The organism is Bradyrhizobium sp. LTSP857, assembly GCF_000938285.1.
Classification (GTDB): Bacteria; Pseudomonadota; Alphaproteobacteria; order Rhizobiales; family Xanthobacteraceae; genus Bradyrhizobium.
Genome location: NZ_JYMS01000020.1, coordinates 24445 through 49743 on the forward strand (window position 1 = coordinate 24445; position 25299 = coordinate 49743).

The window sequence follows — 25299 nt, forward strand, 5'->3', positions numbered from 1 at the left end:
TGATCTTGATGTGGGAGAGAAATCAACGGACATACATTCGCTACCTCCGAATTTTTGTGTTGTGATCATTATATGGTCAGTCGACGCACATAACTTGACCTTGCTACAATAGCGTACACACTTGAAAATCCGTCTGTCAGACTGACGGCTCTTTGTTGTTCAATTCGTATCGTGATCGTTCTGAAACAATCGGCAGGGGGTACGGCATGGCCAGGATCGATATCTCAAGGCGGGCATTTTCCGCCGGCGTGCTCTCTGCAGGAGTTTTGCAGGCTGTTCCCGCCTTCGCGCAAGCTGAGACACTCAAGGTTAGGCTGGATTGGACTCCCTGGGGCGTTCACGGAGCCATCCATCTCGCCCAGGCAAAGGGCTGGTTGGCCGGTGCCGGACTGAACGTCGATGTGCAGGACGGCAATGGCTCTGCCGCAACAGTTCAATTCGTCGGCGGCAGCAGCGAGTTCGACCTCGGGCATGCGTCGCTTGCCACCATGATGGTGGCGCGAAGCAAGGGGCTTTCCGTGAGGGCTGCTGCGGTGTTTGCCCGACAGGGCGATATCGGTTGCTTCGTTCCGAAGACCAGCGGCATCGCGGGTCCGGCGGACCTCAAAGGCAAGAAGATCATCTATACAGCGGGTGCGCTCGAGGCACCGTTCATCGATACATTCCTGGCGGCGGGTGGGCTCAAGAAGGGCGACGTCGAACTTGTCGCGGTGAGCGCGGCCAGCAAGGCGTCGACCTACGCGTCCGGTCAGGCCGACGCGGCGCTGTCCACAATTCCGTTCTTTCTGGCGGCGGTGGCCGATGCCCGCCCGTCCAATGCGATACGGTTCGCCGACTACAAGCTGGAAATGCCCGGCTACGGCCTTTTGGCGCAGGAGTCGACACTGACGGGCCCCAAGCGCGATGCGGTCTCCAAATATTGCAGCATTGTCGCGGCGACCTGGAAATACATCTATGACGGGCATCAGGAAGAGGCGGTCGAGGCCATCATCTCTCAGCGCCCGCAAGCACGGCTGGATCGGAAGGTCCTCCGCGGGCAGATTGACTCGCTTCAGGGCTTCCTGGATACGGCGGCCGGGAAGACCCTCCCCTTCGGCGTCATAACGGTTGTCGATTGGGACATCGCGGTGCGAACCCTGTCCGCCGCAGGCCTCGTCGCACCGGAAAGCAAAGGCTCGGATTACGTCGAACTCGGCCTGGTGAAACCCATCGAACTGCAGGCGGCGCGTCTGTGACCGCAGTCAGCGCCCGCGCTCTGCACAAGATCTACGAAGGACAACGCGGCGTTCTGGCGCTGGACAATGTGTCGCTGGAGATTCCCGAGGGACAGTTCACCAGCATCCTGGGGCCGAGCGGGTGCGGCAAGAGCACGTTCCTGAGGTGCATTGCAGGGCTGGAGGAGATCAGCGACGGCTCGTTGCACGTTCGGGGCAAGGAGGTAAACGGGCCACCGGACAATATCGGCATGGTCTTCCAACGAGATGCCTTGCTCGATTGGAGGACGATCGAGCGCAATATCATGCTGCCGATCGAGTTCGCAAAGAAGTCCACGCAGGCTGCGGCGCCTTCGATGGCAAAATTGTTGAAACTGACGGGTCTTGCCGATTTCGGCGATCGCTATCCAAGGGAGTTGTCGGGAGGAATGCGCCAACGTGCGGCTATTTGCCGGGCGTTGATCGACTCGCCGGCTCTCCTCTTGATGGACGAACCATTTGGCGCACTTGACGCGTTGACGCGCGATCAGATGAACGTCGAGTTGCAGAGGATATGGCTCGAGATCCGCAATACCGTGATTTTCGTTACCCACGGCATTTCAGAGTCGGTGTTTCTCGCAGATAAAGTGGCGGTATTCTCACCCCGGCCGGGACGCATTTTGGAAGTCATCGATATCGATCTGCCGCGCCCTCGCAAGCTCGCGATTCGCGAATCGGCTGAGTTCGGGGCCTATACCCAGCACATCCGTCGATTGTTCGAGGGCATGGGTCTCATCGACGAAAGCGCAGAAGTGGAATGACGAGGAACAGCCACGCCCTTCGTTCCCTTGTCATGGGCCTAATTTCGTTCGGCGTACTGCTGCTGCTATGGGAGGCTGCCGTAAAGGGCTTCAACGTACGCCCGATCATCATGCCGGCCCCGTCGAGCATTTTCCGGGAACTCTGGGGAGATCTGCCGTGGTATCTGGCCAATGCCGGGTACACGCTTTTGACCACCTTGGTCGGCTTCGTTCTATCGGTGGTGATCGGAGTTCTGATTGCCGTGCTGCTTGTGAGCGTTCCATGGTTCGAAAGCACGATCTATCCGTTGATCATTTCATTCAACAGCGTGCCGAAAGTCGCGATCGCGCCGCTTTTCGTGGTTTGGCTCGGCACTGGCGCCGAACCTCAGATTGCCATTGCCTTCCTGATCGCCGTTTTCGCCATTATTGTCGATGCGGTGCACGGGCTCCGATCAGTGCCGGCGGATGTGATGGATTTGGGCCGAGTTCTCAAGGGTTCGCGCGCGGACTTTTTCTTCAAGGTGAGATTGCCCGGCGCCTTGCCATCAATTCTGTCCGGCATGAAAGTGTCCATATCGCTCGCCCTGGTGGGCGCAATCGTAGGAGAGTTCGTGGCTTCGCAGCGGGGCCTCGGATATATCATACTTTCCGCGCAGGGCTCGTTCGACACCCCGCGCGTTTTCGCGGCTCTATTTCTTCTGGCGGCGATGGGTATGCTGCTCTTTTCGACTGTCGGGCTGCTTGAGCGGCGTCTGACGCATTGGCGGCATATTTCATGAGCCATCTCGACTGCGACCACGGATTGACCGCCGAAGCCCCGCAAATTTTTCAGTGTTACTTACGTTCGGGATGCGGGAGTCGCAGGCGGCGTTCAACGGATGAGGGCCGGTTGATCGTCGAACTCCGCAAGCGACTTGCGCATGGTCTCGACCAGATCCAGCGCCACCGGTGAGGGGCTGCGCTGGGCCGGAAAGACCGCAGAGAATTCGAAGTCGATGCGCGGCAGGAAGCGGCGCACCACGACGCCGCGGGTGGAAAATTCCTGCGCGGTGAAGGGGTCGCAGATTGCGACGCCAAGCCCCGACGAAACCATGCCGCACATGATCTCCGACAGCGTGGTCTCGACCCGCAGCACGCGGCGGACATCGTGGCGGTGGAAGACCTGATCGACGAGGTGCCGGCTCGCCGATGCCGCCGACAGCGAGATGAAGGTCTCGCCCTCGAAGTCGCGCGGCTCCAAGACTTCCTTTTCTGCGAGGCGATGACCGGTCGGCAGCACGGCGACGCGCGCCGGCGCCGGCAGCTTCTGGCTCGGCAGGCCGGAATGCGCGATCGGCACCTCTGCAAAGCCGACGTCGCACTGATTGTTCAGCACCCAATCGACCACGATCGGCGAGATCACGCCGAAGAAGGCGAGGTTGAGATTGGGCCGCTCCTTCAGGAAGTGACCGGTGAGCCGTGGCAAATAGCCGTTCGACAGCGCCGGCAGTGCTGCGATCCGCAGCGAGCCAGTGCGGCGGCCACGGATTTCTTCGGCCGCCGCGGTGATGCGTTCGAGGCCGACGAAGGAACGCTCCACTTCCGTATAGAGCGCCATCGCCGCAGCGGTTGGCACCAGACCGGTGCCGCGCCGCTCGAACAGCTCCATCTTCAACAGAGCCTGGAGATCACGCAGCAACCGGCTCACGGCCGGCTGCGTCACGGTCATCAGCGCTGCCGCCTCGGTCACGCTGCCCGTGAGCATTGTCGCGCGGAAGGCCTCCACCTGCCGCGAATTGATCCGCGCCATCCCGAATTCCATTCATAACATTTAAGCATGCAGAGGGTGCCATTATTCATTGGACGATGGAAGCTCAGGTTTGCGATCTTTTTCATCAGAGCTGGAGACAGCCCGCTTTTTCGGCAGATTGGAGGGGTTCAAACCTCCGGATCGCGCCAAACCTCCCGAGCAGGGGCCGGAGCCCCGGTCGGAGAGGGATTTGCGCGGAAGAAAATGCGGAAGTCGCTTCGGCCGGAGATTTGTCGGCACGTCACCTCATTCCGGTATTGGAGATCGGACCACATGAAGACTTTTCGCCTTCTGACAGCGGTCAGCCTCGCGGCGCTCGTCGCCGGCATTTCGGCCGCCTCGGCCCAGCAAAAGACGCTCTATGTCGCCGGCTATGGCGGCTCTTTCGAGAAGACCATCCGCGACGAGGTGATCCCGACCTTCGAGAAGGAAAACGGCGTCAAGGTCGAGTACGTCGCCGGCAACTCCACCGACACGCTGGCAAAACTCCAGGCGCAGAAGGGCAACCAGCAGATCGACGTCGCCATCGTCGACGACGGTCCGATGTACCAGGCGATCCAGCTCGGCTTCTGCGGCAAGCTCGACAGCCTGCCGGCCGATCTCTACGACACCGCCCGCTTCAAGGATGATCGCGCGGTCGCAATCGGCATCGTCGCCACCGGGTTGATGTACAACACCAAGGTGTTTGCGGAGAAAGGCTGGGCGCCGCCGACCTCGTGGAACGACCTGAAGGACACGAAATACGCCAAGCAGCTCGTCGTCCCGCCGATCAACAACACCTATGGTCTCGAAGCGCTGGTGATGTTGTCGAAGATGAACGGCGGCGGCGAGGCCAACGTCGATTCCGGCTTCAAGATCTTCAAGGAAGAGATCAATCCGAACGTGCTGGCCTATGAGCCGTCGCCGGGCAAGATGACCGAGCTGTTCCAGTCCGGCCAGGCCGTGATCGCGGTGTGGGGCACCGGCCGCGTGCAGAGCTTTGCCAACACCGGCTTCCCTGTCGACTTCGTCTATCCGAAGGAAGGCGCCGCGACGCTGCTGACGACGGCGTGTCCGATCACCAAGCCGAACGCCTCGCCGCTCGCGGGCAACTTCATCAAGATGCTGCTCGATTCGAAAATCCAGCTCGTGATGCTTAGGGATTACGGCTACGGCCCGGTGCTGAAATCGATGGTGGTGCCGCCGGAGCTCGGCAAGATGGCCCCGATCGGCGAGCGCGCGGCCAAGCTCTATAATCCGGACTGGACCGTCATCAACGACAAGCGCGAGGAGTGGACCAAGCGCTGGAACCGCGAGGTCGAGCGTTGATCTGATCGTTCGCAGCGGAGACAGAGCCATGGCCTATCTCGAGCTCGATCGGGTCGCCAAGCAATTCGGGGCGCAGACTGTCGTCGACGACTTCAGTCTGGCGGTCGGGAAGGGAGAGTTCATCTCCTTCCTCGGCCCCTCCGGCTGCGGCAAGACCACGACCCTCCAGATGATCGCGGGCTTCCTCGATCCTACGCGCGGCGCGATCCGGCTGGAGGACAAGGACCTGACCGCGATCCATCCGGCCAAGCGCGGGCTCGGCATCGTGTTCCAGAGCTACGCGCTGTTTCCGCACATGACCGCGGCGGAGAACGTCGCCTTTGGTCTGGAGATGCGCAAGGTGACGCGCAGCGAGCGGACCGAGCGCGTCCGCGCTGCGCTGGCGATGGTCGGACTTGCCGGCTTTGAGGACCGTCATCCACGCCGCATGTCCGGCGGCCAGCAGCAGCGCGTGGCGCTGGCGCGGGCGCTGGTGATCAAGCCGAGCGTGCTGCTGCTCGATGAGCCGCTGTCGAACCTTGACGCAAAGCTGCGCGAGGAGATGCAGATCGAGTTGCGCCAGATCCAGCGCACCATCGGCACCACCACGATTCTCGTCACCCACGACCAGAACGAGGCGATGTCGCTGTCCGACCGCATCGTGGTGATGAGCCAGGGCAAGATCGAGCAGATCGGCACGCCGCAGGAAACCTATGAGAAGCCGGCCTCGGCCTTCGTCTCGCAATTCCTCGGCAAGACCAACGATTTTGCCGGGACGATCGATCGGACCGCGACGCCCGCGCGGCTTGTGGCGGGCTCCTGGAGCGCACCGGCGCCGGCGGGACTCAGCGGTGGTACCGTCACCGTCAGCATTCGCCCCGAGCGGATCGGGTTTGGCGATGCGGGTCTCAACGCCAAAATCGTCACGCGCATCTTCCAAGGCAATCATTGGCTGTTCCAGTGCGACAGCGAATGCGGGCCGGCGATCGTGATCCACCAGAATAATGGCGAGAGGCAGCCGGCCGAAGGCGAGGCCGTTCGCCTCACGTGGCGACCGCAGGACATGAGCGTGAGGGGCGTCGCATGAGCGCGGCCGCCGAAGAGCGCAACGCGCGTGCGCCGTGGGCGCTGACGGCGCCCGCCTTGATGCTGTTCGTCGGCGTGCTGCTGATTCCGCTGGCGATGACCGTGATGCTGTCGTTCCACGATTGGGGCCAGTACAAGGGCATCGAGCCGGTCTTCATCCTCAAGAACTGGCGGGAGATCGCGACCGATCCCTATTACGCAGAGATGTTCTGGCGGACGTTTCGCATTGCGATCCTGACCACAGTGCTCACCGCCGTGCTGGGCGCGCCTGAAGCCTACATCCTCAATCGCATGAGCGGCCGCTGGAGGAGCATTTTCCTGCTGGTGATCCTTGGGCCCCTGCTGATTTCCGTGGTGGCCCGCACGCTGGGCTGGGCGCTGCTGTTCGGTGGCAACAACGGCCTCGTCAACAAGCTCTTGATGTCGGCCGGGCTGATCCGATCGCCCATTCCCTTCATGTTCACCGAAACAGGCATGGTGGTCGCGCTCGCGCATGTGATGATGCCGTTCATGGTGCTGTCGGTGTGGGCGGCGCTGCAACGGCTCGATCCGCAGATCGAGAATGCGGCACTGTCGCTCGGCGCAGGCCCGATCACGATTATCCGCCGCATCATCATGCCGCAGATCATGCCGGGCGTGCTGTCGGGCGCAATCATCGTGTTCTCGCTGTCGGCCAGCGCGTTTGCGACGCCCGCGATCATCGGCGGCCGCCGGCTCAAGGTCGCGGCAACGCTCGCCTATGATGAATTCCTCAATACGCTGAACTGGCCGCTCGGTGCGGCGGTCGCGACGCTGCTGCTGGTCGCGCTGGTGCTGATCGTGGTCGGCAGCAATGCGCTGATCGAGCGGCGCTATGCGGAGGTGTTCCGATGAGACGGAACGGCCCGCTCGCGCTGATCTTCCACACCATCTTCGTCATCGTGATGGTGGCACCGATCCTCGTCGTGTGCCTTGTCGCCTTCACGCCCGAGGGTTTCCTGTCGCTGCCGACCAATGGCTTCTCGCTGCGCTGGTTCAGGGCGATCGCCAACTATCCCGAATTCATCCACGCCTTCTGGGTCAGCCTCGGGCTCGGCGCGCTGTCGTCCTTCGTCGCGCTGCTGTTCGCGGTGCCGGCGGCGCTGGCGATCGCGCGCTATCGTTTCCGAGGTCGCGATGCACTTGCGGCGCTGTTCCTGTCGCCGCTGATGATTCCGCATGTCGTGCTCGGCATCGCCTTCCTGCGCTTCTTCACCTCGGCTGGATTGAGCGGCAGCTTTGCGGCGCTGATCATCGCGCATGTCATCATCGTGTTTCCGTTCGCACTGCGACTGACCCTTGCGGCGGCGACAGGCATGGACCTCTCGGTCGAGATGGCGGCGGTCTCGCTCGGTGCCGGCGGCTGGACGCTGTTCCGTCGCGTGACCTTGCCGCTGATCCTGCCGGGCGTCATCAGCGGCTGGGCGCTCGCCTTCATCCAGTCCTTCGACGATCTGACCATGACCGTCTTCCTCGCGGCACCCGGCACCGAGACGTTGCCGGTGCGCATGTTCCTCTACATCCAGGACAACATCGATCCGCTGGTGACGTCGGTCTCGGCCTGCGTGATAGCGATCACCATGACCGCCCTCATTCTGCTCGATCGCTTCTACGGGCTCGACCGCGTGCTCGCCGGCAAGGGCGATACGGGACGATAGGAGAACTTATGTCAGGAGAATACGACGTCGCCGTGGTCGGCGGCGGATTGCTCGGCTCTGCGATTGCCTGGGGGCTCGGCCGGCTCGGCAAGCGCGTCGCCGTGCTCGACGAGGGCGACATCACCAAGCGCGCCTCGCGCGCGAATTTCGCGCTGGTCTGGGTCCAGAGCAAGGGGCTGGGTATGCCGGCCTACACGGTGTGGACCGTGCAGGCGTCGCAGGCGTGGGGCCGTCTCGCGTCGGAGCTGAGGCAGCAGACCGACCTCGACGTCTCGCTTCAGCAGAACGGCGGCTTCCATCTCACGCTCGGCGAGGACGAATTCGGCCAACGCACCGAGCTGGTCAAGCGCATGCACAACCAGACCGGTGCTGCCGACTACAAGATGGAGATGCTGCCGGCCTCCGAAGTGAAGAAGGCGCTGCCGCTGATCGGGCCGGAAGTCTCCGGCGGCAGCTTTTGTCCGCTTGACGGTCACGTCAATTCGCTGCGCACGTTCCGTGCGTTCCACACCGGCTTCAAGGCGTTCGGCATCGACTATTTTCCGGAGCGCCCGGTCTCGGCAATCACAAAGAGCGGCGGCGAATTCCGCCTGACCACGCCGAAGGGCGAGCTCCGCGCCACCAAGATCGTGCTCGCGGCCGGCAACGCCAACCAGACGCTTGCGCCGATGGTCGGTCTGTATGCCCCGATGGGTCCGACCCGTGGCCAGGTCGTGGTGACCGAACGCACCATGCCATTCCTGCCGCATCCGCTGACCACGATCCGCCAGACCGACGAGGGCACGGTGATGATCGGCGATAGCAAGGAGGAAGAGCTCGACGATCGCGCGCTGAAGCATTCGATCAGCGGCGTGATGGCCGATCGTGCGCAAAAGATGTTTCCGCATCTGGCGCGGCTCAACGTGGTCAGGAGCTGGGCCGGCATCCGCGTCATGCCGCAGGACGGCTTTCCGATCTACGACCAGTCTGAGACGCATCCCGGCGCCTTCGTCGCCTGCTGCCATTCCGGCGTGACGCTCGCGTCCAACCATGCCTTCGAGATCGCGCGCATGGTTGCGCAAGGCGCGCTCGAGCCGGAGCTGGTCGGCGCGTTCTCGGCCAGCCGCTTCGGCGGAGCGGGCACAGCGAACAACAGCGGCTATTAGAGATTTTCAGGAAGGAGCCAAGAGGCATCCCCATGTTTAGACGATCCGAACAGGACAAGCGCCCACACGTGCAAATCTTTGTCGACAGCGTTGCCGTGGCGGCGCGCCAGGGCGACACCGTCTCCGCCGCGCTGCTCGCATCGAGCTGCGACGTGCGCCGCTCGACTGCGGTGAGCGGCGCGCCGCGGCTGCCCTATTGCATGATGGGCGTGTGCTTCGACTGCCTCGTCACCATCGACGGCGTCGGCAATCGCCAGGGCTGTCTCGTGCCTGTTGTCGAGGGCATGCAGATCGAGATCCAGAAGGGCAAGCGGGAGATCGGAAAATGACCATGGCTCCCAAGCGCGAAGCCTACGACGTCGTGGTGATCGGGGCCGGACCCGCAGGCCTTGCTGCCGCCGCGACATCCGCCGAGGCCGGCCTCTCGACGCTGCTGCTCGATGAGAATATCGGCCCGGGTGGCCAGGTGTTTCGTGCCATCTCGTCGACGCCGGTGACTGAGCGCAACCAGCTCGGCGCCGACTATTGGGTCGGTGCCGATCTCGTGCAGGCGCTGCGCGCGAGCAACGCCGAAATCGTCCAGCGTGCCACGGTCTGGAGCCTCGACCGCAACCTCGACATTGCCGTCTCCGTCGGCGGCGCCTCGGCCTTCGTCAAGGCGAAGCGCGTGATCCTCGCGACCGGCGCACTGGAGCGGCCGTTTCCGATTCCCGGCTGGACGCTGCCGGGCGTGATGACCGCGGGCGCCGCGCAGACGATGTTGAAGTCGTCGGCTCTTGTTCCGGACGGGCGCACGGTGATCGCGGGGCAGGGGCCGCTGCTCTGGCTGCTCGCCGCGCAGATCTTGCGGCTCGGCGGCCGGATCGACCGCATCCTCGACACCACCGAGCGCGGCAATTATTTCGCCGCGCTGCCGCACGCCTTTGCGTTCCTGACCTCGCCCTATTTCGCCAAGGGCCTGTCGATGATGCGCGAGGTGAAGGCGAAGGTGCAGGTCGTCTCCGGTGTCACCGAGCTCGCCGCTTCTGGCGACGGCCAGCTCGCGAGCGTGAGCTATGTGGCCGGCGGCAAGCGTGAGACCATTCCCGTCGATCTCCTGCTCCTGCATCAGGGTGTCGTGCCCAACGTCAATCTGGCGATGTCGGCTGGCATCGAGCATCGCTGGGACGATCTGCAACTGTGCTGGTCGCCGGTGCTCGACGCGAGCGGCAATTCGTCGGTCGCTGGCATTGCGATCGCCGGCGATGGCGCTGGCATTGGCGGCGCCAATGCGGCTGTGGTGCGCGGACGCATCGCGGCGCGCGCGGCAGTGGAGGCGCTGGCGCCTGCGGCCGGCGCGAAGCTTCCGTCGATGGCGGCATTGCGTGCCGATCTCACCAAGGCCGAACGCGGCCGCGTCTTTCTCGATACGCTGTTCCGCCCGTCGCCGCAGTTCCGCATTCCCTCAGGCGATACCATCGTCTGTCGTTGCGAAGAGGTGACGGCAAAGGACGTTCTCGACGCGGTCGCGATCGGCGCGACCGGGCCGAACCAGCTCAAGGCCTATCGCCGCACCGGCATGGGACCGTGCCAGGGCCGGCTCTGCGGCCTCACCGTCACCGAGCTGATGGCGCAGGCGCGTAGCAAGACCCCGCAGGAGATCGGCTATTACCGGCTGCGCGCGCCGGTGAAGCCGATCACGCTGGCCGAGCTCGCCGCCGTGCCCAAGAGCGAGGACGACATCAAGGCCGTGGTGCGCGGATGACCCGGAATGTGGATGCGATCGTCGTCGGCGGCGGCATCCACGGATGCTCGACCGCGCTGCATCTGTGCCTCGCCGGCCTGAAGCCGGTGCTGATCGAGAAGGATTATGCCGGCCGGCACGCCTCCGGCGTCAACGCCGGCGGCGTGCGCCAACTGGCACGGCACATTCCCGAGATCCCGCTCTCGATCCGCTCGATGGGGATATGGGAGAAGATTTCAGAGCTCGTCGATGACGATTGCAGTTTTGAAAGCTACGGCCAGGTTCTGGTCGCGGAAAACGAAGAAGAACTCGCCGTCTGCCGCGCACGCGTCGCCGAGCTGAACGCGCTCGGCTTCACCCATGAGGAATTGATCGACGGGACCGAGCTGCAGCGGCTGGTGCCTGCTGTCTCCGAGACCTGTCCCGGCGGCGTGGTCTCGCGCCGCGACGGCGCCGCCAATCCGGCGCAGGCGACGACCGCGTTCCGCCGCAAGGCCGAGCAGCTCGGCGCCACCGTGCGCGAGGGCGTGGCCGCCAGCAACATCCGCTACAGCGATGGCCTCTGGCATGTCGATGTCGGCATCGAGACCTTTGCCGCGCCGGTGCTGGTCAATGCCGCCGGCGCCTGGGCCGGCAAGATCGCGGCGGCGCTGGGTGAGCCGGTGCCGGTCGAGACCGTGGCGCCGATGCTGATGATCACCTCGCGTGTGCCGCACTTCATCGATCCCGTCGTGATCCTGCGCGGCCGAAAGCTCTCCTTCAAGCAGTTCAAGAACGGCACCGTGCTGATCGGCGGCGGTCATCTGGCAACGCCTTTCCAGGACCGCAACGAGACGGTGCTGGACTGGAAGAGCCTCGCGATCAGCGCCCGCACCGTGTTCGAGTTGTTTCCCGTGATGCGCGATGCGACGATCATGCGGGCCTGGGCCGGCATCGAGGCCAAGATGAAGGACGACATTCCCGTGTTTGGCCCGAGTTCGCGCCACAAGGGCCTCTATCACCAGTTCGGCTTCTCGCTGCACGGCTTTCAGCTCGGCCCCGGCGCCGGCGCCGTCATGGCGGAGCTGATCGTCAACGGCGGCACCCAGACCCGCGTCAGCGATCTCGGCATCGACCGCTTCCACCCTTCCACGCTTTAGCAACACGAGGACATCATGAGCATCACCCGCAGCATCCGCACGCCCATCATGCACCGCGCTGTCGAAGCCAACGGCTTCGTCTTCGTCGGCGGCACCATCGCCGACGACACGTCCGTGTCCATGGGCGACCAGACCCGCAACATTCTCGGCAAGATCGCCGGCTATCTGAAGGAAGCGGGGACCGACAAGACCCGAATCGTCAGTGCGTCGATCTTCGTCACGGATCTTTCCAAGAAGAAGGAGATGGACGCGGCCTGGACCGAGTTCTTCGGCGACGATCTGCCGACCCGCGCCACCGTCGGTGTCGCCGATCTCGGCGGCAGCGCGTTGATCGAAGTGGTCGTCACCGCGCTGAAGGGCTGACCCGCTCAGTCCGATCTGGCGAACATCCCGACCAGGGTCTCGCGCAGCCAGCGCTGCGCGGGCACGGTGTCGTTGCGCTGGTGCCAGAATAGGCTGACGATACGCGCCGGCGCCTGGAGCGGAAGCGGCATCGCTTGCAGGAACGGCGCATGGCGCGACTGCGAGCGGAGATCGCTCGGCAGCACGGCGATGAGATCGGACTGCCGCACGATCTCGTAGGCGGCGCTGTAGTGATTGACGGTCGCGACCAGATTGCGCGCGAGCCCGCGCGAGGCGAGAAACAGGTCGTAGGACGGCATGCGCTTCCCGGCCAAAGTCACGTCAACATGCCTGGCGTTGAGGAATGTGCGCGTGCTCAGCCGCTTCTTTGTCGCGAGCGGGTGGCCGCGCCGCATGAAGCAGGCATAGTCGACCGTCCAGAGCGAGCGTGAGCGAATGGCAGTCGGTTGCTGCGCCTCGTTGACGTAGACGCTCAGCACGCAATCGACCAGATTATCCTCAAGCTGATCGGCGATCTCCAGGATGGTGTTGGGGACGGTTTGGACGCGCGCCTTGGGTGCGATCTCGCCGAGATGGTTCATGAGGTTCGGCATGACCAGCGAGGCCACGTAGTCCGACATCGACAGGGTGAATTCGGTCTGGGCGCGGCCGGCATCGAACACCTGCTCGTCGAGCGCGCCGCGCACGCTTTCCAGGGCTTCACCAATCGGCTCCCACAGCACCACGGCGCGCTGGGTGGGACGAATCCCGGTGCCCGATCGCACGAACAGGGGATCGCCGAGCGCGTCACGCAACCGCGCCAGCGCATTGCTGACGGCGGGCTGCGTCATCGTCAGCGCGCTTGCGGCGCGCGTGACGCTGCCCTCGGTCATCAGCGCCTCGAACACTTTCAGGAGGTTGAGGTCGAGCGAGCGGAACGACACCCACATTCACCATGGTGATATATTAGATCATGATTATAAATTATGACGATAATGTCACTTTGTCTATGGTTCCCTCCCGAACGACACGCGGCGCGCCGGGGCCGTGAGAATCGAGGGGGACTTTCATGTCTATGATATCGGCGCGCATCGAGCGCCTTCCGTTCGCGCGTTTCCACACGCACCTGCTGCTGATGGGCGGGCTCGGCTACACGTTCGACGCGATGGACGCGGCGGTGCTCGCCTTCATCCTGCCGGTGCTGCGCACGGCCTGGAATCTGTCGAGTGTCCAGATCGGCGTGCTCGGCAGCAGCACCTATATCGGCTTCCTGTTCGGCGCGCTGCTTGCGGGCACGCTGGGCGATTTGATCGGCCGCCGCGCGGTGATGATGTCGGCACTGGCGCTCTATTGCGCGGCATCCATCGTCAGCGCGATGGTGGATACCTGGTCGTCCTTCTTCGTTGCCCGCATCATCGCCGGCATGGGCACCGGCGCGGAGAGCGCGATCATCGCGCCCTATCTGGCGGAGTTCGTGGCGCGGCGTTACCGCGGCAGCTTCACGGGCTCTCTCGCCGGCTTCTTCTCCTTCGGCTTCGTCGCAGCCGCCTTGCTCGGCTATTTCATCGTTCCCTCTTACGATAACGGCTGGCGTATCGTGCTGGTCATCACCGCGGTGCCGGTCGTCATGCTGCTGTGGTGGCGCCGGGCGCTGCCGGAATCGCCGCGCTGGCTGGAAAGCCGCGGGCGGGAGAAGGAGGCGGAAGCCGTTCTGGACCGGATCGAGGCCGGCTTCGTACGCGGCGGCCATGTCCTGCCGCAACCGGTCCCCGAAGTGACCGCCATGCCAGCAAAGACCGGAAACCTGCTGGCCAATTTCTCGGCGCTGTTGGCCGGCCGGCAGGCGCGCATCACCATCATGACCTGGATCATGTGGCTGTCGATCACGTTCAGCTATTATTCGTTCTTCGTCTGGATTCCCGGCCTTCTGGTCCAGAACGGCATGAGCATCACCAGGAGCTTCGCCTACTCGATCGCGATCTATTGCGCGCAGATTCCCGGCTATTTCAGCGCCGCGTATTTCAATGAGCGCATCGGCCGGCAAGCGACGATTGCGACCTACATGGTGCTCGGCGGCGTCAGCGCGCTCGGGCTCGCGTTCGCGCAGAACGACCAGCACATCATGATGGCGGGAATCTTGCTGTCCTTCTTCATGAACGGAACCTATGCCGGCGTCTACGCCTATACCGCCGAGGTGTTTCCGACGGCGGTCAGAACCACCGGCGCCGGGCTCGCCTCCGCGATCGGGCGGATCGGCGCGATCGTCTCACCGATCCTGGTCGGCTACCTCTATCCCAATTTCGGCTTTGCCGGTGTGTTCGGCCTCACCACCAGCGTGCTGCTGCTTGGCGCGCTCACCGTCGTGCTGATGGGTGTGCCGACGCGCGGCCGCTCGCTGGAAGAGATTGCGGCGGGTGAAGTTGCGTGACTCGGACCAAGCGTCATACTGATCCCTTGCTCTGCGCCGTCGCGGCTGCGCAGGGGAGGGCGGATCAGCCGGATGCGCTGTTCGCGGCGCTCGACGATGCCTTGAAGTCGGCGATCGGGCACAAGCTGTTCACGGTCCTGACCTATGACGATGGCACCGGCGAAGCCGCGCGGGTCTATTCCAATCTTCCCGCATCCTATCCCGTGGGTGGGCGCAAGCGCCTGGCGACGGGCCCGTGGACTGAGGCCGTGCTCGACCGAGGCGAGGCCTATATCGGCCGGACGCAGGATGATCTGCGCAACGTGTTCTCCGATCACGAGCTGATCGCCTCGCTCGGCTGCGCGAGCGTGCTCAATATGCCCGTGCGCTGGTGCGGACGGACGCTCGGCTCGCTCAATCTGCTTCACGAAGCGTGCTGGTACGGCGAGGACGATGTTGCCGCATGTCTGCCTTTCGCCCAGCTCGCATTGCCGGCGCTTCTTGCGCCGGCCCAGTCCTGACAGGAGACCGCCATGCCCAGCATCCTCTTCAAGAATGCCGCTCTGCTCGACCCGCTCCAGCCGGAATTGCTGGCGGGCCATGACGTGCTGGTCGAGAACAATCTGATCAAGGAGGTCTCGGACCGGCCATTGCAAGCGTCCGCTGACCGGACGATCGATCTGAAGGGCAAGACGCTGATGCCTGGCCTGATCGACCTGCACGTGCATGCCATCGCCATCGAGCTCAATTTGGCGCAGCAGGCGCGCATGCCGAACGTGCTGGTGACGTTGCGCTCGACGCTGCTTCTGAAAGGCATGCTGCGGCGCGGCTTTACGACAGTGCGCGATGCCGGTGGTGCCGGCCATGCTCTGAAGGAGGCGATCGACACCGGCCTGACCGAGGGGCCGCGCCTGTTCGTCTCCGGTCGTGCCCTTAGCCAGACCGGCGGGCATGGCGACGGTCGGGCTCGCTCGGACTATCTGGCCAGCGATTCTGTCTGTCCGTGCTGCGTGCGCGTCGGTGCGCTGGCGCGGGTTGCCGACGGTGTCGACGGCGTGCGCAAGGCGGTGCGCGAGGAGCTCCAGATGGGCGCCGACCAGATCAAGATCATGGCCTCCGGCGGCGTCGCCTCGCCGACCGATCCGGTCGGCGCCTTCGGCTACTCCGAGGACGAGATCCGCGCCATCGTCGAGGAAGCGCAGGGGCGCCAGACCTATGTGCTCGCCCATGCCTACACTGCCGCAGCCATTGCGCGCGCGGTCCGCTGCGGCGTGCGTACCATCGAGCACGGCAACCTCGTCGACGAGCCGACCGCGCGCCTAATGGCCGAGAAGGGCGCCTATGTGGTGCCGACGCTCGTCACCTATGAGGCGCTCGCCAATGAGGGTGCGCAATATGGCCTGCCGCCGGAGAGCGTGGCCAAGATCGCCGACGTGCGCGACGCCGGCCTGCGCTCGCTCGAGATCTATCGCAAGGCCGGGGTGAAGATGGGGTATGGCAGCGATCTGCTCGGGCCGTCCCAGCGCCTCCAGAGCGACGAATTCCGCATCCGCGCCGAAATTCAGGGAGCGCGCGAGGTCATCGCCAGTGCGACGGTGATCGGGGCCGAGGTGCTCGGCATGAAGGGCAAGCTCGGCCGGATCGCGCCTGAGGCTCTTGCGGATTTGCTGGTGGTCGACGGCAACCCGTTGCGTGACGTGAGTTGCCTGCTCGGGCAGGGCGAACACATTCCGCTGGTGATGAAGGCGGGGAAAGTCCAGTTCGACAGGCTGGCTGCGTAGCTGCGCTGCGCCGCAGTGCTGCTCCCAACATGACGAAGATGTAATGGTCCGGAGCTGCTGCGACGCTTTGACGCGCGGCAGTTTCCGTTTATCAGGAGAGGACTTGGCCGGAATGCCTAATGTCCTCGCAGACCAATAACAACAAGCTCGCGATCAGATTTCGCTGCCCCAAAGAGCTGGAAGGACTGCTGCCGCAGCCGGTCCCGGCAAACCTCGGCGTTCCCGACTGGCTCAAGGCGATGCCGACGACGGCCTTCAGCGCCCTCAACCAGCAGGACGACGCGACCATCAAGCGATGCCCGCCCTTCATCGATGCGATGACATGCGGCTTTCTGATCCCGCTGATTTGTGATCTCCGGGTCGAGGATGGCGAGATCATCTGGGACAACGACATTCCATCGGGTGGCGAGATCGATTTTCCGCGCTCGCCGATCAGTTTTCACGACCATGGCCAGCTCACCGGCTCGCCGCTGTTCGAGGCCGACCGCTTCGTCATCAAGTTCCACAACCTCTGGACCATCGAAGCGCCGGAAGGCTACGCGCTGTTCTTCACGCATCCCGTCAACCGCTTTGATCTGCCCTTCACCACGCTGAGTGGCCTGGTCGATTGCGATCGCTATCGCGACACCTGGATCCACTTTCCGGCGCACTGGCACAACACGAGCTTTCGCGGCGTGCTACCCAAGGGCACGCCGATCGCGCAGTGCATTCCGGTCAAGCGCGAGGACTGGACCCGGCAGACCTCCGCCTTCACGGAGGAAGACACGCAGCAGGTCCATGCATTGCGCGCCGCGCTGAAGCGCGAGCCGGGCTTGTACCGCCGTAAATTCAGGGCTTAGCTGCGCGCTCGCGGTCCAGAAATTTCGCGGCTGCGCTCGGCCGGAAGAAGAAGCGGCCGTGCGACGAGGCGGCGAGCGCAAAGGCGGCACGGCCGAGCATGTGAGGCCGTCCGCGAAACACCGAACGCAGCGCGGCCTCGCCGCCGTCGCGCTCGCCCATCTCCATGAGACAGATCGCGAGATTGGCGCGCGACAGCGCGTCGTCCGGGCGAAGCCCGAGCGCGTGACGGTAGGTGTCGGCGGCATCCGCATAGGCGCCGTCCAGAAGCTGGGCCCAGGCGAGCTCGGTCAGGATGTCGGTGCGCCCCGGCGCTGCGTTGCGCACAGCAGACAGAACGCGGCGGGCCTCTGTGCGATTGTTGTTCCGCACATGCATGCGGCCAAGGTCGAGTTGCAGGTCGATGCTGGCGGGGGCGAGTGCGAGAGCGTCCGCGATGATCCCGATTGCATCGCCGACCCCTCCGCCGTTCGCGAGCTGGCCGGCCAGCTCCTGAAAGGCGGGCAGATAAGGCGGGCGCCGGCCCGCGGTGCGGCGCAGTTGCGCGATGCCATCCACGCTGCGCCGCGAATTGCAGAGCGCGTGGCCGAGCAGCGTCTCGATTTCCGGATCGCTATTACGCCGCGCAGCCTTTTCGAGCGGCACGACCGCCTCGTCCGCACGGCCCAGTCCAATGAGCGCATGCGCCAGGATCAGCACCGCGTTCCGGTCTGAGCGATTTGATTTGAGGGCTTCGGTTGCAAGCTGCCTTGCAACGTCGAACTGCTTGGCGCGTAGCGCCATGAAGGCTTGTTGCAGCAGTTGGGCGAGGGCGTTGTTTGGCCGGCCGGTCACGCGTTGGCCTCTTTATGGAGACACGGGGTTTTGTTGGCCTCTATCGCGCCCCCATCGAGGCGTCCATCAACGAGTTCGTGAGGCATCGCGAGCGAGTCATTGAGGATGCGCCTTGATCTCGCGCCCCGGCAGGATTATGAGCGGGTTATCAATCAGGAATTCGAAAGCCATGGATTTTACCCCGACCGCAAAGCCGACCTGCCTTGCTCACGGGGAATATCATGCCTGCTTCGATCATCCTGTCGCGCCTGTCGCTATCCACGCCTGACGGCCGCTCCCTCCTCTCCGACATCGACCTGACATTCGGCGCCGAGCGGACCGGCCTCGTCGGCCGCAATGGCATCGGGAAAACGACGCTGCTCGCGTCGATTTCGAGAGAACACATTCCTCCGTCCGGCCGCGTTGTGGTCAACGGGACCGTCGGGCTCCTGCGTCAGGACGCCCAGCTCCTTGCAGGCGCGACAGTCGTTGATCTCTTCGGCGCGCGCCGCGCCCTGAAGCTGCTTCGCCGGGCGGAGCGGGGCGATGCCTCGGCCGAGGAGGTCGCCGACGTCGATTGGACCCTCGAGACGCGGCTCGCAGCCGTCCTTGACCGTGTCGGGTTCGATGTCGCTCCCGACACGGAGCTCGACAGTTTGTCGGGCGGGCAGGTCACGCGCGTTCGTCTTGCCGCGCTGCTCTTCGCCGAGCCGGATTTCCTGCTTCTGGACGAGCCCACCAACAATCTCGATCGGGACGGGCGCAATGCGGTGATCGATCTCCTGGCGGCCTGGCGCGGCGGCGCGATCGTCGTCAGCCATGATCGGGGCCTGCTCGAGACCATGGACGCCATCGTCGAGCTGACCTCGCTCGGAGCAACGCGATACGGCGGCAACTGGAGCGCTTACCGAGACCAGAAAGCCATCGAGCTCGCTGCTGTCAGACACGATCTCGCCCATGCCGAGAAACATCTGTTCGAGATCGACGGCAGGGCCCAGGGGGTCGCCGAACGGAAGGCGCGCAAGGACAGCGGCGGGAAGAAGAAACGCGCCAAGGGCGACATCCCGCGCATCCTGGCGGGTGCGCGCAAGGATCGCAGCGAAGACAGCGGCGGAAAGAACGCGCAGATTACCGAACGGCGGCGCGCGGAGGCACTCGATGCGGTCAACACGGCGTGCCGGCGCATCGAGATCCTTCAACCGCTGTCCGTGAAACTGCCCTCGACGCATCTGCCGGCGGGGCGGGAGCTGGTTTGGCTCGATCGGGTCAGTGCCGGCTATCAGCCGGAGCGGCCGGTCTTGCGCGACCTATCGCTCACCATCGTCGGGCCGGAGCGCGTTGCACTTGTCGGGCCGAACGGCTCCGGCAAGACAACCCTGCTGAAACTCATCGCGGGCGAGATGCGTCCTTTGTCAGGCACCGTGCGGGTGAGGCCCGACTTCGCGATGTTCGACCAGAAGGTCAGCCTGCTCGATCCCGCAATCTCCATCCTGGACAATTTTGAGCGTCTCAATCCAAAGGCGGGCGCGAATGAGTGCCACGCCGCCCTGGCTCGCTTCATGTTTCGTGCCGATGCGGCCTTGCAGATCGTCGGAAGCCTGAGCGGCGGACAGCTGTTTCGCGCGGGCCTGGCTTGCGTGCTGGGTGGGTCGATGCCGCCGTCACTTCTGATCCTGGACGAGCCGACCAATCATCTGGACCTCGAATCCATTGAAACCATCGAAGCCGGCTTGAGGGCTTATGACGGCGCGCTGCTCGTCGTCAGCCATGATGAGCCGTTCTTGCAGGCGATAGGGGTCACGCGCCGGCTCGATCTCGCTATTCCAGGCGGATTGTTCGACCCAACGGAACAATGATACCGGCCGGTGGCTGATTATCTCTCGCCCCAAAAGGGGCAAATCCTCCCGTGTCAGCCGCAGGCAGCGGCCCGGAACCACGGAGAAGGCAATGTCCAACGCAAGCAAAAAGGTCGCTGTTGTTACCGGTGGCTCGCGCGGCATCGGCGCCGCGATCGCCGAACGGCTCGCCGGCGACGGTTTTGCGGTCGTCATCAACTATGCCGGCGGTGCGGCTGAAGCGGAGGCGTTGGCCGGCAAGATCGCGCAGGCCGGCGGCCGGGCCATCACCGCGCAGGCCGACGTCAGCGATCCGGCCGCTGTGGCGCGCATGTTCGACGCAGCGGAGTTGGCGTTTGGCGGGGTCGATGTGCTCGTCAACAATGCCGGAATCATGCGGCTGGCGGCGCTTGTGGACGCCGACGATGCTGTCTTCGACAGCCAGATTGCGATCAACCTGAAGGGCACCTTCAACACGCTACGCGTGGCCGCGCGCCGGCTGCGCAATGGTGGTCGCATCGTCAATTTGTCGTCGAGCCAGGCCGGGATTCTGTCTCCGACCTACGGCGTCTATGCCGCCACCAAGGCGGCGGTCGAAGCCTTGACGCATGTGCTCGCCAAGGAGCTGCGTGGCCGCAACATCACCGTGAACGCTGTGGCGCCGGGACCGACCGCAACAAAGCTGTTCCTCGATGGCAAGTCGGAGGAGTTGATCGATCGCCTTGCCAAGCTCGCGCCGCTGGAGCGGCTTGGCCAGCCTTCGGACGTCGCTGCCGCGGTCGCGTTCCTCGCCGGTCCCGACGGCGGCTGGATCAACGGCCAGGTGCTGCGTCCCAATGGCGGGATCATCTGATCCCATCTCTCGGAGATAGTTCAAAAACCCGACGCTCTGCCCCCAGCGCGTCGGGTGGAATGAATGAGTATCAATCGGTGATCCCAACGCCGTCTTTGTGACGCGGGCTGCACGGTTTTTCCATTCCGGGAAACTACCGCAACGGAACCGGTCACACTGTCTCGCTCCCTCTCCACGCTCAAGGGCGGCGAGAGGTTAAGACGCACTGCCGCCCGGTTCGAGCGACTCGCCGATCTCCAGCGGATGCGCCATGGTCTCGTGCAGCGCGTCGCGGTCGAGCTCGCCTTCGGAAATGCTGATGACGACGCAGGCGACGCCGTTGCCGATCAGATTGGTCAGCGCGCGGCACTCGCTCATGAACTTGTCGATGCCGACCAGGATCGCGATCGACTGGATCGGAATATCAGGCACGATCGAGAGCGTCGCGGCGAGGGTGATGAAGCCGGCGCCGGTCACGCCCGAGGCGCCCTTCGAGGTGATCATGGCGATGCCCAGAATGCCGAGCTCCTGCCAGATCGTCAGATGGGTGTTGGTCGCCTGCGCCAGGAACAGCGTCGCCAGCGTCATGTAGATGTTGGTGCCGTCGAGGTTGAAGCTATAGCCGGTCGGGATGACGAGCCCGACCACCGAGCGCGAGGCGCCGAGATGCTCCATCTTCTGGATCATCTGCGGCAGCACCGTTTCCGACGACGAGGTGCCGAGCACGATCAGGAGCTCGTCCTTGATGTAGGCGATGAAGCGCAGGATCGAGAAGCCGGCGAGCCGTGCGATCGAACCCAGCACGATCAGCACGAACAGGACGCTGGTGAGGTAGAACGTACCGATCAGCGCGACAAGGTTGAGCAACGAGCCGAGGCCATAGGCGCCGACTGTGAATGCCATCGCACCGAAGGCGCCGATCGGGGCCACGCGCACGATGAGCTTGATAATGCCGAAGAACATTTTTGCGGCCTTGTCGACGGCGTCCGCGATCGGCTCGCCGGTCTTGCCGAGCAGCGCAATGGCAAAACCGGAAAGGATCGAGATCAGCAGCACCTGGAGCAGGTCGCCACGCGCGATCGCGCCCACATAGCTGTCGGGGATGATCGCCATCAGGTGAGCGACAATGCCTTGCTCCTTGGCCTGGGTGACATAGGTCGCCACCGACTTCGGATCGATCGTGGCGGGATCGATGTTGAAGCCGTTGCCGGGCTGGAGTATTTCGCCGACCAACAGGCCCATCGCGAGCGCGACGGTCGAGACCATCTCGAAATAGATCAGCGACTTCAGCCCGACCCGGCCGACGCGCTTGAGGTCGCCCATCGAGGAGATGCCGTGCACGACAGTGCAGAAGATCACCGGCGCGATCATCATCTTGATCAACGCGATGAAGCCGTCGCCGAGCGGCTTCAGTTCCTTGCCGAGATCGGGATAGAGGTAGCCGATGAGCACACCGAGTGCGATCGCGATCAGGACCTGGATATAGAGGACCTTGTACCAGGGCTGGTGCCGGCGGTGGACGGCTGGCTGGATCGCAACTTGTGTCATAGTGTATGCCCCGGAACGCATTGATTTTGCAGAATTTGGATCTCACATGATTTGCATCATGTGATGGTCGCTGCAGAAGCGACAATCACATTTTTGTCTGTTTGCACGAAGATTGATCGCTGCACTGCAACGGGGGGAACATGTCGACAGCAACCGGCTCCGAAGAGCGGGCGCAAGACCGTTCTTCAAAAGGTTATTTTCCACGTTGGAAACTGAAGACCTCCGGCGTGATCATGCCGGAGGAGCGGCTGTCATGGGGCCAGACCATCGTCTCCGGTCTCCAGCATTGCGTCGCAATGTCGGGTTCGACGATCATCGCGCCGCTGCTGATGGGGTTCGATCCCAATGTTGCGGTCCTGTTCTCCGGCGTCGGCACGCTGATCTTCTTCGTCATCGTCGCGGGGCGGGTGCCGAGCTATCTCGGCTCGAGCTTCGCGTTCATCGCGGTCGTCATCGCCGCCACCGGCTATGCCGGGCATGGGCCGAACCCGAACCTGTCAGTTGCGCTCGGCGGCATCGTCGGAGCCGGCGTGCTGTACGGCGTGATTGCGCTGATTGTGATGTGGTCCGGCGTGGGCTGGGTCGAGAGGCTGCTGCCGCCGGCCGTTACCGGCGCTGTGGTCGCCGCGATCGGTCTCAACCTCGCACCCGTCGCGGTCAAGGCGGTGAGCGCCGGTGCGTTCGACACCTGGATCGGGCTTGCGACGGTTCTGATCATCGGCATGGTTGCCGTTGCCGCTCCCGGTCTGTGGCGCCGGCTGCCGATCATTCTCGGCGCGATCGGCGGATATCTTTTGGTCTTGCTGTTCGCGAACGGCCTCGGCTTCGGCACGCCGATTGACTTTACGCAACTCTCGGCCGCGCCGTGGCTCGGCCTGCCGAACTTCACTGCGCCGAGCTTCCATGTCGATGCAATTGTCCTGATCGCGCCGGTCGCGATCATTCTCGTCGCCGAGAACCTCGGTCATATCAAGGCCGTTGGTGCCATGACGGGCCGGAGCCTTGATGGCTATCTCGGCCGCGCCCTGCTCGCCGACAGTCTTGCGACGATCGTGGCGGCCTGCGGCGGCGGCACCGGTGTCACTACCTATGCCGAGAACATCGGCGTCATGGCGGCGACCAAGGTCTATTCGACTTTGCTGTTTGCCGTCGCGGCCATTGTGTCGATCCTGCTCGGCTTCTCGCCGAAATTCGGCGCGCTGATCTTGTCGATCCCCGGTCCCGTCATTGGAGGCCTCTCGATCGTGCTGTTCGGGTTGATCGCGGCGATGGCCGGCCGGATCTGGGTCGAGAACAAGGTCGACTTCGCAAATCCGGCGAACCTGATCACCGTCGCCGTGGCGCTCACCGCGGGTGCCGGCGATCTCACGCTCAAATTCGGCGCGTTCACGATCGGCGGCATCGGCACCGCAACCTTTGGCGCCATCATCCTGTATCAGATCCTGACCTCGCCGCTCGCGAGTCGCGCCGAGGGAATCCCAGGGATGCGATAAGGGATGGAACAAAACGCGCCTTCCGCCGATGATGAGGCACTCCGGAGAAAACCCATGCCGCAGACCGATCGTTCGACCCTGTTTCCCTCGCGCCTGGTTGGCCAATACGCGCTGGTGACCGGCGCCTCGCAAGGCATCGGGCGCGCCGTTGCCATCCGGCTCGCCCAGGAAGGCGCGACCGTTGCCATCAATTATTTCGGCCATCCCGAGAAGGCCGAGGAGACGCTCGCGCTCGCTCGCACCGCATCGAGCGACCGTGGCCACGGCAAGCTCGATCATGTCATCGTCAAGGCCGATGTCGGGGTCGAAACCGAGATCGCCGCGATGTTCGACACGATCCTGGCGCGCTGGAAGCGCCTCGACTGCCTGGTCAACAATGCCGGCTTCCAGCGGGAATCGCCGAGCGATGCGCTCGACGTCGAAACCTATCGCCGCATCATCGACGTCAATCTCAACGGCGCCGTGATCTGCGCGCAGAAGGCGCTGGCGCATTTCGTCGCGCGCGGCGGAGGCGGCAGCATCATCAACTGCTCGAGCGTCCACCAGATCATTCCGAAGCCCGGCTATCTCGCCTATGCGATCAGCAAGGGCGGCATGGCCAATCTGACGCGCACGCTGGCGCTGGAATTCGCCGGCCGCGGCATCCGCGTCAACGCGGTAGGTCCCGGCGCAATCGACACGCCGATCAATGCGGCCTGGACCGGCGACGCCGACAAGCGCGGCGTCGTCACCAGTCACATTCCGCTCGGTCGCGTCGGAACGCCGGAAGAGATCGCCGCCGTGTTCGCCTTTCTTGCCTCGGACGATGCGAGCTACATCACCGGCCAGACCATCTATGCCTGCGGCGGCCTGACGCTGTTTCCCGAGTTCCGGGAGAACTGGGCGAGCTAGGGCGTGAACTTAATGGTGGATTGCTCACGCTACGCCCGAGCGGATCGCTCAAAAATCTCCCGCGACCAAATTGTAAGAGCCCCTGCTGCCGCGGACATACGCCTTGGCAGCGGCGGCACATATCAGGTCGCGATGGGAATCAAACGCGTTCAGAAAGCCCAATTCGTTGGAAGCACCATCCGGCTGGAGTCGCTTCAAGGCACCTTCCTCTATGAAAAATGAGGCCTCGATGGCGCTGTCGTGTCCCCAAAACCGCACGGCGCGTCGTGTTCGATCATAGGAGCGGCTGTGATTTGGAAAATCAATCATGGTTCAGACCGATCAATTTGCAGGTGCCACGCGCCGGCTTTACGCCGTTTGAACCAGGGCACGTTGGGTGGCGAAACTCGGCTTGCGTAGGTCAAGACCACAGACGCTTCGTCGAGACGCCGACAAAATCTGGCGCCGGAAAGCCCTTCGGCGAAGGAAGAGACGGTGGAATGAAGCGGTTGCGCTTGCTTCAAATGATGATTTGGCAACCGGGTTATAACCCGGTTCGATGCTTATCGTGACAAATAGTTTCTACCGGGCCTCGCTATTCGGCGGAAGGTGACCATATCGAGGGCATCACCGCGCGCCCCTCGGCTGTTATCGGTGACTGTGAGCATTGCGCTCCCGCCGCGACCAAGAGGCGGCCTTT

At 63.8% G+C, this 25299-nt stretch carries 25 protein-coding genes; 20 read left to right on the forward strand and 5 right to left on the reverse strand.

The window, feature by feature from the left end:
* Window positions 1–206: 206 nt before the first annotated feature.
* Genes UP06_RS11360 through UP06_RS11370 form a run of 3 tightly spaced genes read left to right on the forward strand, consistent with a single transcriptional unit; the run spans window position 207 to window position 2775 of the window.
* Window positions 207–1235 (forward strand): ABC transporter substrate-binding protein, encoded by a 1029-nt coding sequence (locus UP06_RS11360; RefSeq protein ID WP_050031601.1) that lies wholly within the window; start codon window positions 207–209, stop codon window positions 1233–1235.
* Window positions 1232–2014, forward strand: a complete 783-nt coding sequence (locus tag UP06_RS11365) for an ABC transporter ATP-binding protein (RefSeq protein WP_045002660.1) — start codon at window positions 1232–1234, stop codon at window positions 2012–2014. The genes UP06_RS11360 and UP06_RS11365 overlap by 4 nt, the downstream gene beginning before the upstream one ends.
* Window positions 2011–2775 (forward strand): ABC transporter permease, encoded by a 765-nt coding sequence (locus UP06_RS11370; protein WP_045002661.1) that lies wholly within the window; start codon window positions 2011–2013, stop codon window positions 2773–2775. The genes UP06_RS11365 and UP06_RS11370 overlap by 4 nt, the downstream gene beginning before the upstream one ends.
* Window positions 2776–2867: 92 nt before the next feature.
* On the opposite strand, the gene UP06_RS11375 is transcribed toward UP06_RS11370, so the two are convergent.
* The gene (locus UP06_RS11375; protein ID WP_045002662.1) at window positions 2868–3785 is read right to left on the reverse strand and encodes a LysR substrate-binding domain-containing protein; all 918 of its coding nucleotides are present in this window, start codon (window positions 3783–3785) and stop codon (window positions 2868–2870) included.
* 273 nt (window positions 3786–4058) lie between these two features.
* Between UP06_RS11375 and UP06_RS11380 the strand changes: the two genes are divergently transcribed.
* Genes UP06_RS11380 through UP06_RS11420 form a run of 9 tightly spaced genes read left to right on the forward strand, consistent with a single transcriptional unit; the run spans window position 4059 to window position 12204 of the window.
* Entirely contained in the window at window positions 4059–5093 is a 1035-nt protein-coding gene (locus UP06_RS11380) for an ABC transporter substrate-binding protein (protein ID WP_045002663.1), read from the forward strand.
* A 28-nt stretch (window positions 5094–5121) separates the two neighbouring features.
* Entirely contained in the window at window positions 5122–6159 is a 1038-nt protein-coding gene (locus UP06_RS11385; protein ID WP_045002664.1) for an ABC transporter ATP-binding protein, read from the forward strand.
* The gene (locus tag UP06_RS11390; protein WP_045002665.1) at window positions 6156–7031 is read left to right on the forward strand and encodes an ABC transporter permease; all 876 of its coding nucleotides are present in this window, start codon (window positions 6156–6158) and stop codon (window positions 7029–7031) included. The genes UP06_RS11385 and UP06_RS11390 overlap by 4 nt, the downstream gene beginning before the upstream one ends.
* Entirely contained in the window at window positions 7028–7834 is an 807-nt protein-coding gene (locus tag UP06_RS11395; protein WP_045002666.1) for an ABC transporter permease, read from the forward strand. The genes UP06_RS11390 and UP06_RS11395 overlap by 4 nt, the downstream gene beginning before the upstream one ends.
* A gap of 8 nt (window positions 7835–7842) precedes the next feature.
* Entirely contained in the window at window positions 7843–8979 is a 1137-nt protein-coding gene (locus UP06_RS11400) for an NAD(P)/FAD-dependent oxidoreductase (RefSeq protein WP_045002667.1), read from the forward strand.
* Window positions 8980–9011: 32 nt separating this feature from the next.
* Window positions 9012–9308, forward strand: a complete 297-nt coding sequence (locus UP06_RS11405; protein ID WP_045002668.1) for a (2Fe-2S)-binding protein — start codon at window positions 9012–9014, stop codon at window positions 9306–9308.
* Window positions 9305–10723, forward strand: coding sequence for an FAD/NAD(P)-dependent oxidoreductase (locus UP06_RS11410; protein ID WP_045002669.1), 1419 nt, complete (start codon window positions 9305–9307; stop codon window positions 10721–10723). The genes UP06_RS11405 and UP06_RS11410 overlap by 4 nt, the downstream gene beginning before the upstream one ends.
* On the forward strand, window positions 10720–11841 hold the full coding sequence (locus tag UP06_RS11415; RefSeq protein ID WP_045002670.1) for an NAD(P)/FAD-dependent oxidoreductase: 1122 nt from the start codon (window positions 10720–10722) through the stop codon (window positions 11839–11841). Before UP06_RS11410 ends, UP06_RS11415 begins: the two co-directional genes overlap by 4 nt.
* A 15-nt stretch (window positions 11842–11856) precedes the next feature.
* Window positions 11857–12204: a RidA family protein gene (locus tag UP06_RS11420; RefSeq protein WP_045002671.1), complete on the forward strand. Its 348-nt coding sequence runs from the start codon at window positions 11857–11859 to the stop codon at window positions 12202–12204.
* Between the two features lie 5 nt (window positions 12205–12209).
* Here the strand turns inward: UP06_RS11420 and UP06_RS11425 are convergent, their stop codons facing one another.
* On the reverse strand, window positions 12210–13133 hold the full coding sequence (locus tag UP06_RS11425) for a LysR family transcriptional regulator (protein ID WP_045002672.1): 924 nt from the start codon (window positions 13131–13133) through the stop codon (window positions 12210–12212).
* Between the two features lie 119 nt (window positions 13134–13252).
* Between UP06_RS11425 and UP06_RS11430 the strand changes: the two genes are divergently transcribed.
* The 4 genes from UP06_RS11430 to UP06_RS11445 all read left to right on the forward strand — a co-directional run bounded on the left by UP06_RS11430 (window position 13253) and on the right by UP06_RS11445 (window position 17210).
* The gene (locus UP06_RS11430; RefSeq protein WP_045002673.1) at window positions 13253–14611 is read left to right on the forward strand and encodes an MFS transporter; all 1359 of its coding nucleotides are present in this window, start codon (window positions 13253–13255) and stop codon (window positions 14609–14611) included.
* Window positions 14608–15111 carry a GAF domain-containing protein gene (locus UP06_RS11435; protein ID WP_045002674.1) on the forward strand — a complete coding sequence of 168 codons (504 nt, stop codon included), beginning with the start codon at window positions 14608–14610 and terminating at the stop codon, window positions 15109–15111. Before UP06_RS11430 ends, UP06_RS11435 begins: the two co-directional genes overlap by 4 nt.
* Window positions 15112–15123: 12 nt before the next feature.
* Entirely contained in the window at window positions 15124–16371 is a 1248-nt protein-coding gene (locus tag UP06_RS11440; RefSeq protein ID WP_045002675.1) for a metal-dependent hydrolase family protein, read from the forward strand.
* Window positions 16372–16490: 119 nt separating this feature from the next.
* The gene (locus tag UP06_RS11445; protein WP_045002677.1) at window positions 16491–17210 is read left to right on the forward strand and encodes a hypothetical protein; all 720 of its coding nucleotides are present in this window, start codon (window positions 16491–16493) and stop codon (window positions 17208–17210) included.
* Here UP06_RS11445 and UP06_RS11450 read toward each other — a convergent pair.
* Window positions 17200–18042: a tetratricopeptide repeat protein gene (locus UP06_RS11450; RefSeq protein WP_245305453.1), complete on the reverse strand. Its 843-nt coding sequence runs from the start codon at window positions 18040–18042 to the stop codon at window positions 17200–17202. The two genes, UP06_RS11445 and UP06_RS11450, sit on opposite strands and share 11 nt — an antisense overlap.
* A 221-nt stretch (window positions 18043–18263) precedes the next feature.
* On the opposite strand from UP06_RS11450, the gene UP06_RS11455 reads away from it, so the two are divergent.
* Both UP06_RS11455 and UP06_RS11460 read left to right on the forward strand, forming a co-directional pair.
* Window positions 18264–19877, forward strand: a complete 1614-nt coding sequence (locus tag UP06_RS11455) for an ABC-F family ATP-binding cassette domain-containing protein (RefSeq protein ID WP_045002678.1) — start codon at window positions 18264–18266, stop codon at window positions 19875–19877.
* A 91-nt stretch (window positions 19878–19968) separates the two neighbouring features.
* Entirely contained in the window at window positions 19969–20709 is a 741-nt protein-coding gene (locus UP06_RS11460) for an SDR family oxidoreductase (RefSeq protein ID WP_045002679.1), read from the forward strand.
* A gap of 195 nt (window positions 20710–20904) precedes the next feature.
* Here UP06_RS11460 and UP06_RS11465 read toward each other — a convergent pair whose 3' ends face one another.
* Entirely contained in the window at window positions 20905–22236 is a 1332-nt protein-coding gene (locus UP06_RS11465; RefSeq protein ID WP_045002680.1) for a dicarboxylate/amino acid:cation symporter, read from the reverse strand.
* Window positions 22237–22376: 140 nt separating this feature from the next.
* Between UP06_RS11465 and UP06_RS11470 the strand changes: the two genes are divergently transcribed.
* Both UP06_RS11470 and UP06_RS11475 read left to right on the forward strand, forming a co-directional pair.
* The gene (locus UP06_RS11470) at window positions 22377–23729 is read left to right on the forward strand and encodes a solute carrier family 23 protein (protein WP_045002681.1); all 1353 of its coding nucleotides are present in this window, start codon (window positions 22377–22379) and stop codon (window positions 23727–23729) included.
* A 54-nt stretch (window positions 23730–23783) separates the two neighbouring features.
* Window positions 23784–24620, forward strand: a complete 837-nt coding sequence (locus UP06_RS11475) for an SDR family oxidoreductase (protein WP_045002682.1) — start codon at window positions 23784–23786, stop codon at window positions 24618–24620.
* 48 nt (window positions 24621–24668) lie between these two features.
* On the opposite strand, the gene UP06_RS11480 is transcribed toward UP06_RS11475, so the two are convergent.
* Complete coding sequence (locus UP06_RS11480) at window positions 24669–24929, reverse strand: DUF1488 family protein (RefSeq protein WP_045002683.1); 261 nt, start codon at window positions 24927–24929, stop codon at window positions 24669–24671.
* Between the last annotated feature and the right edge of the window lie 370 nt (window positions 24930–25299).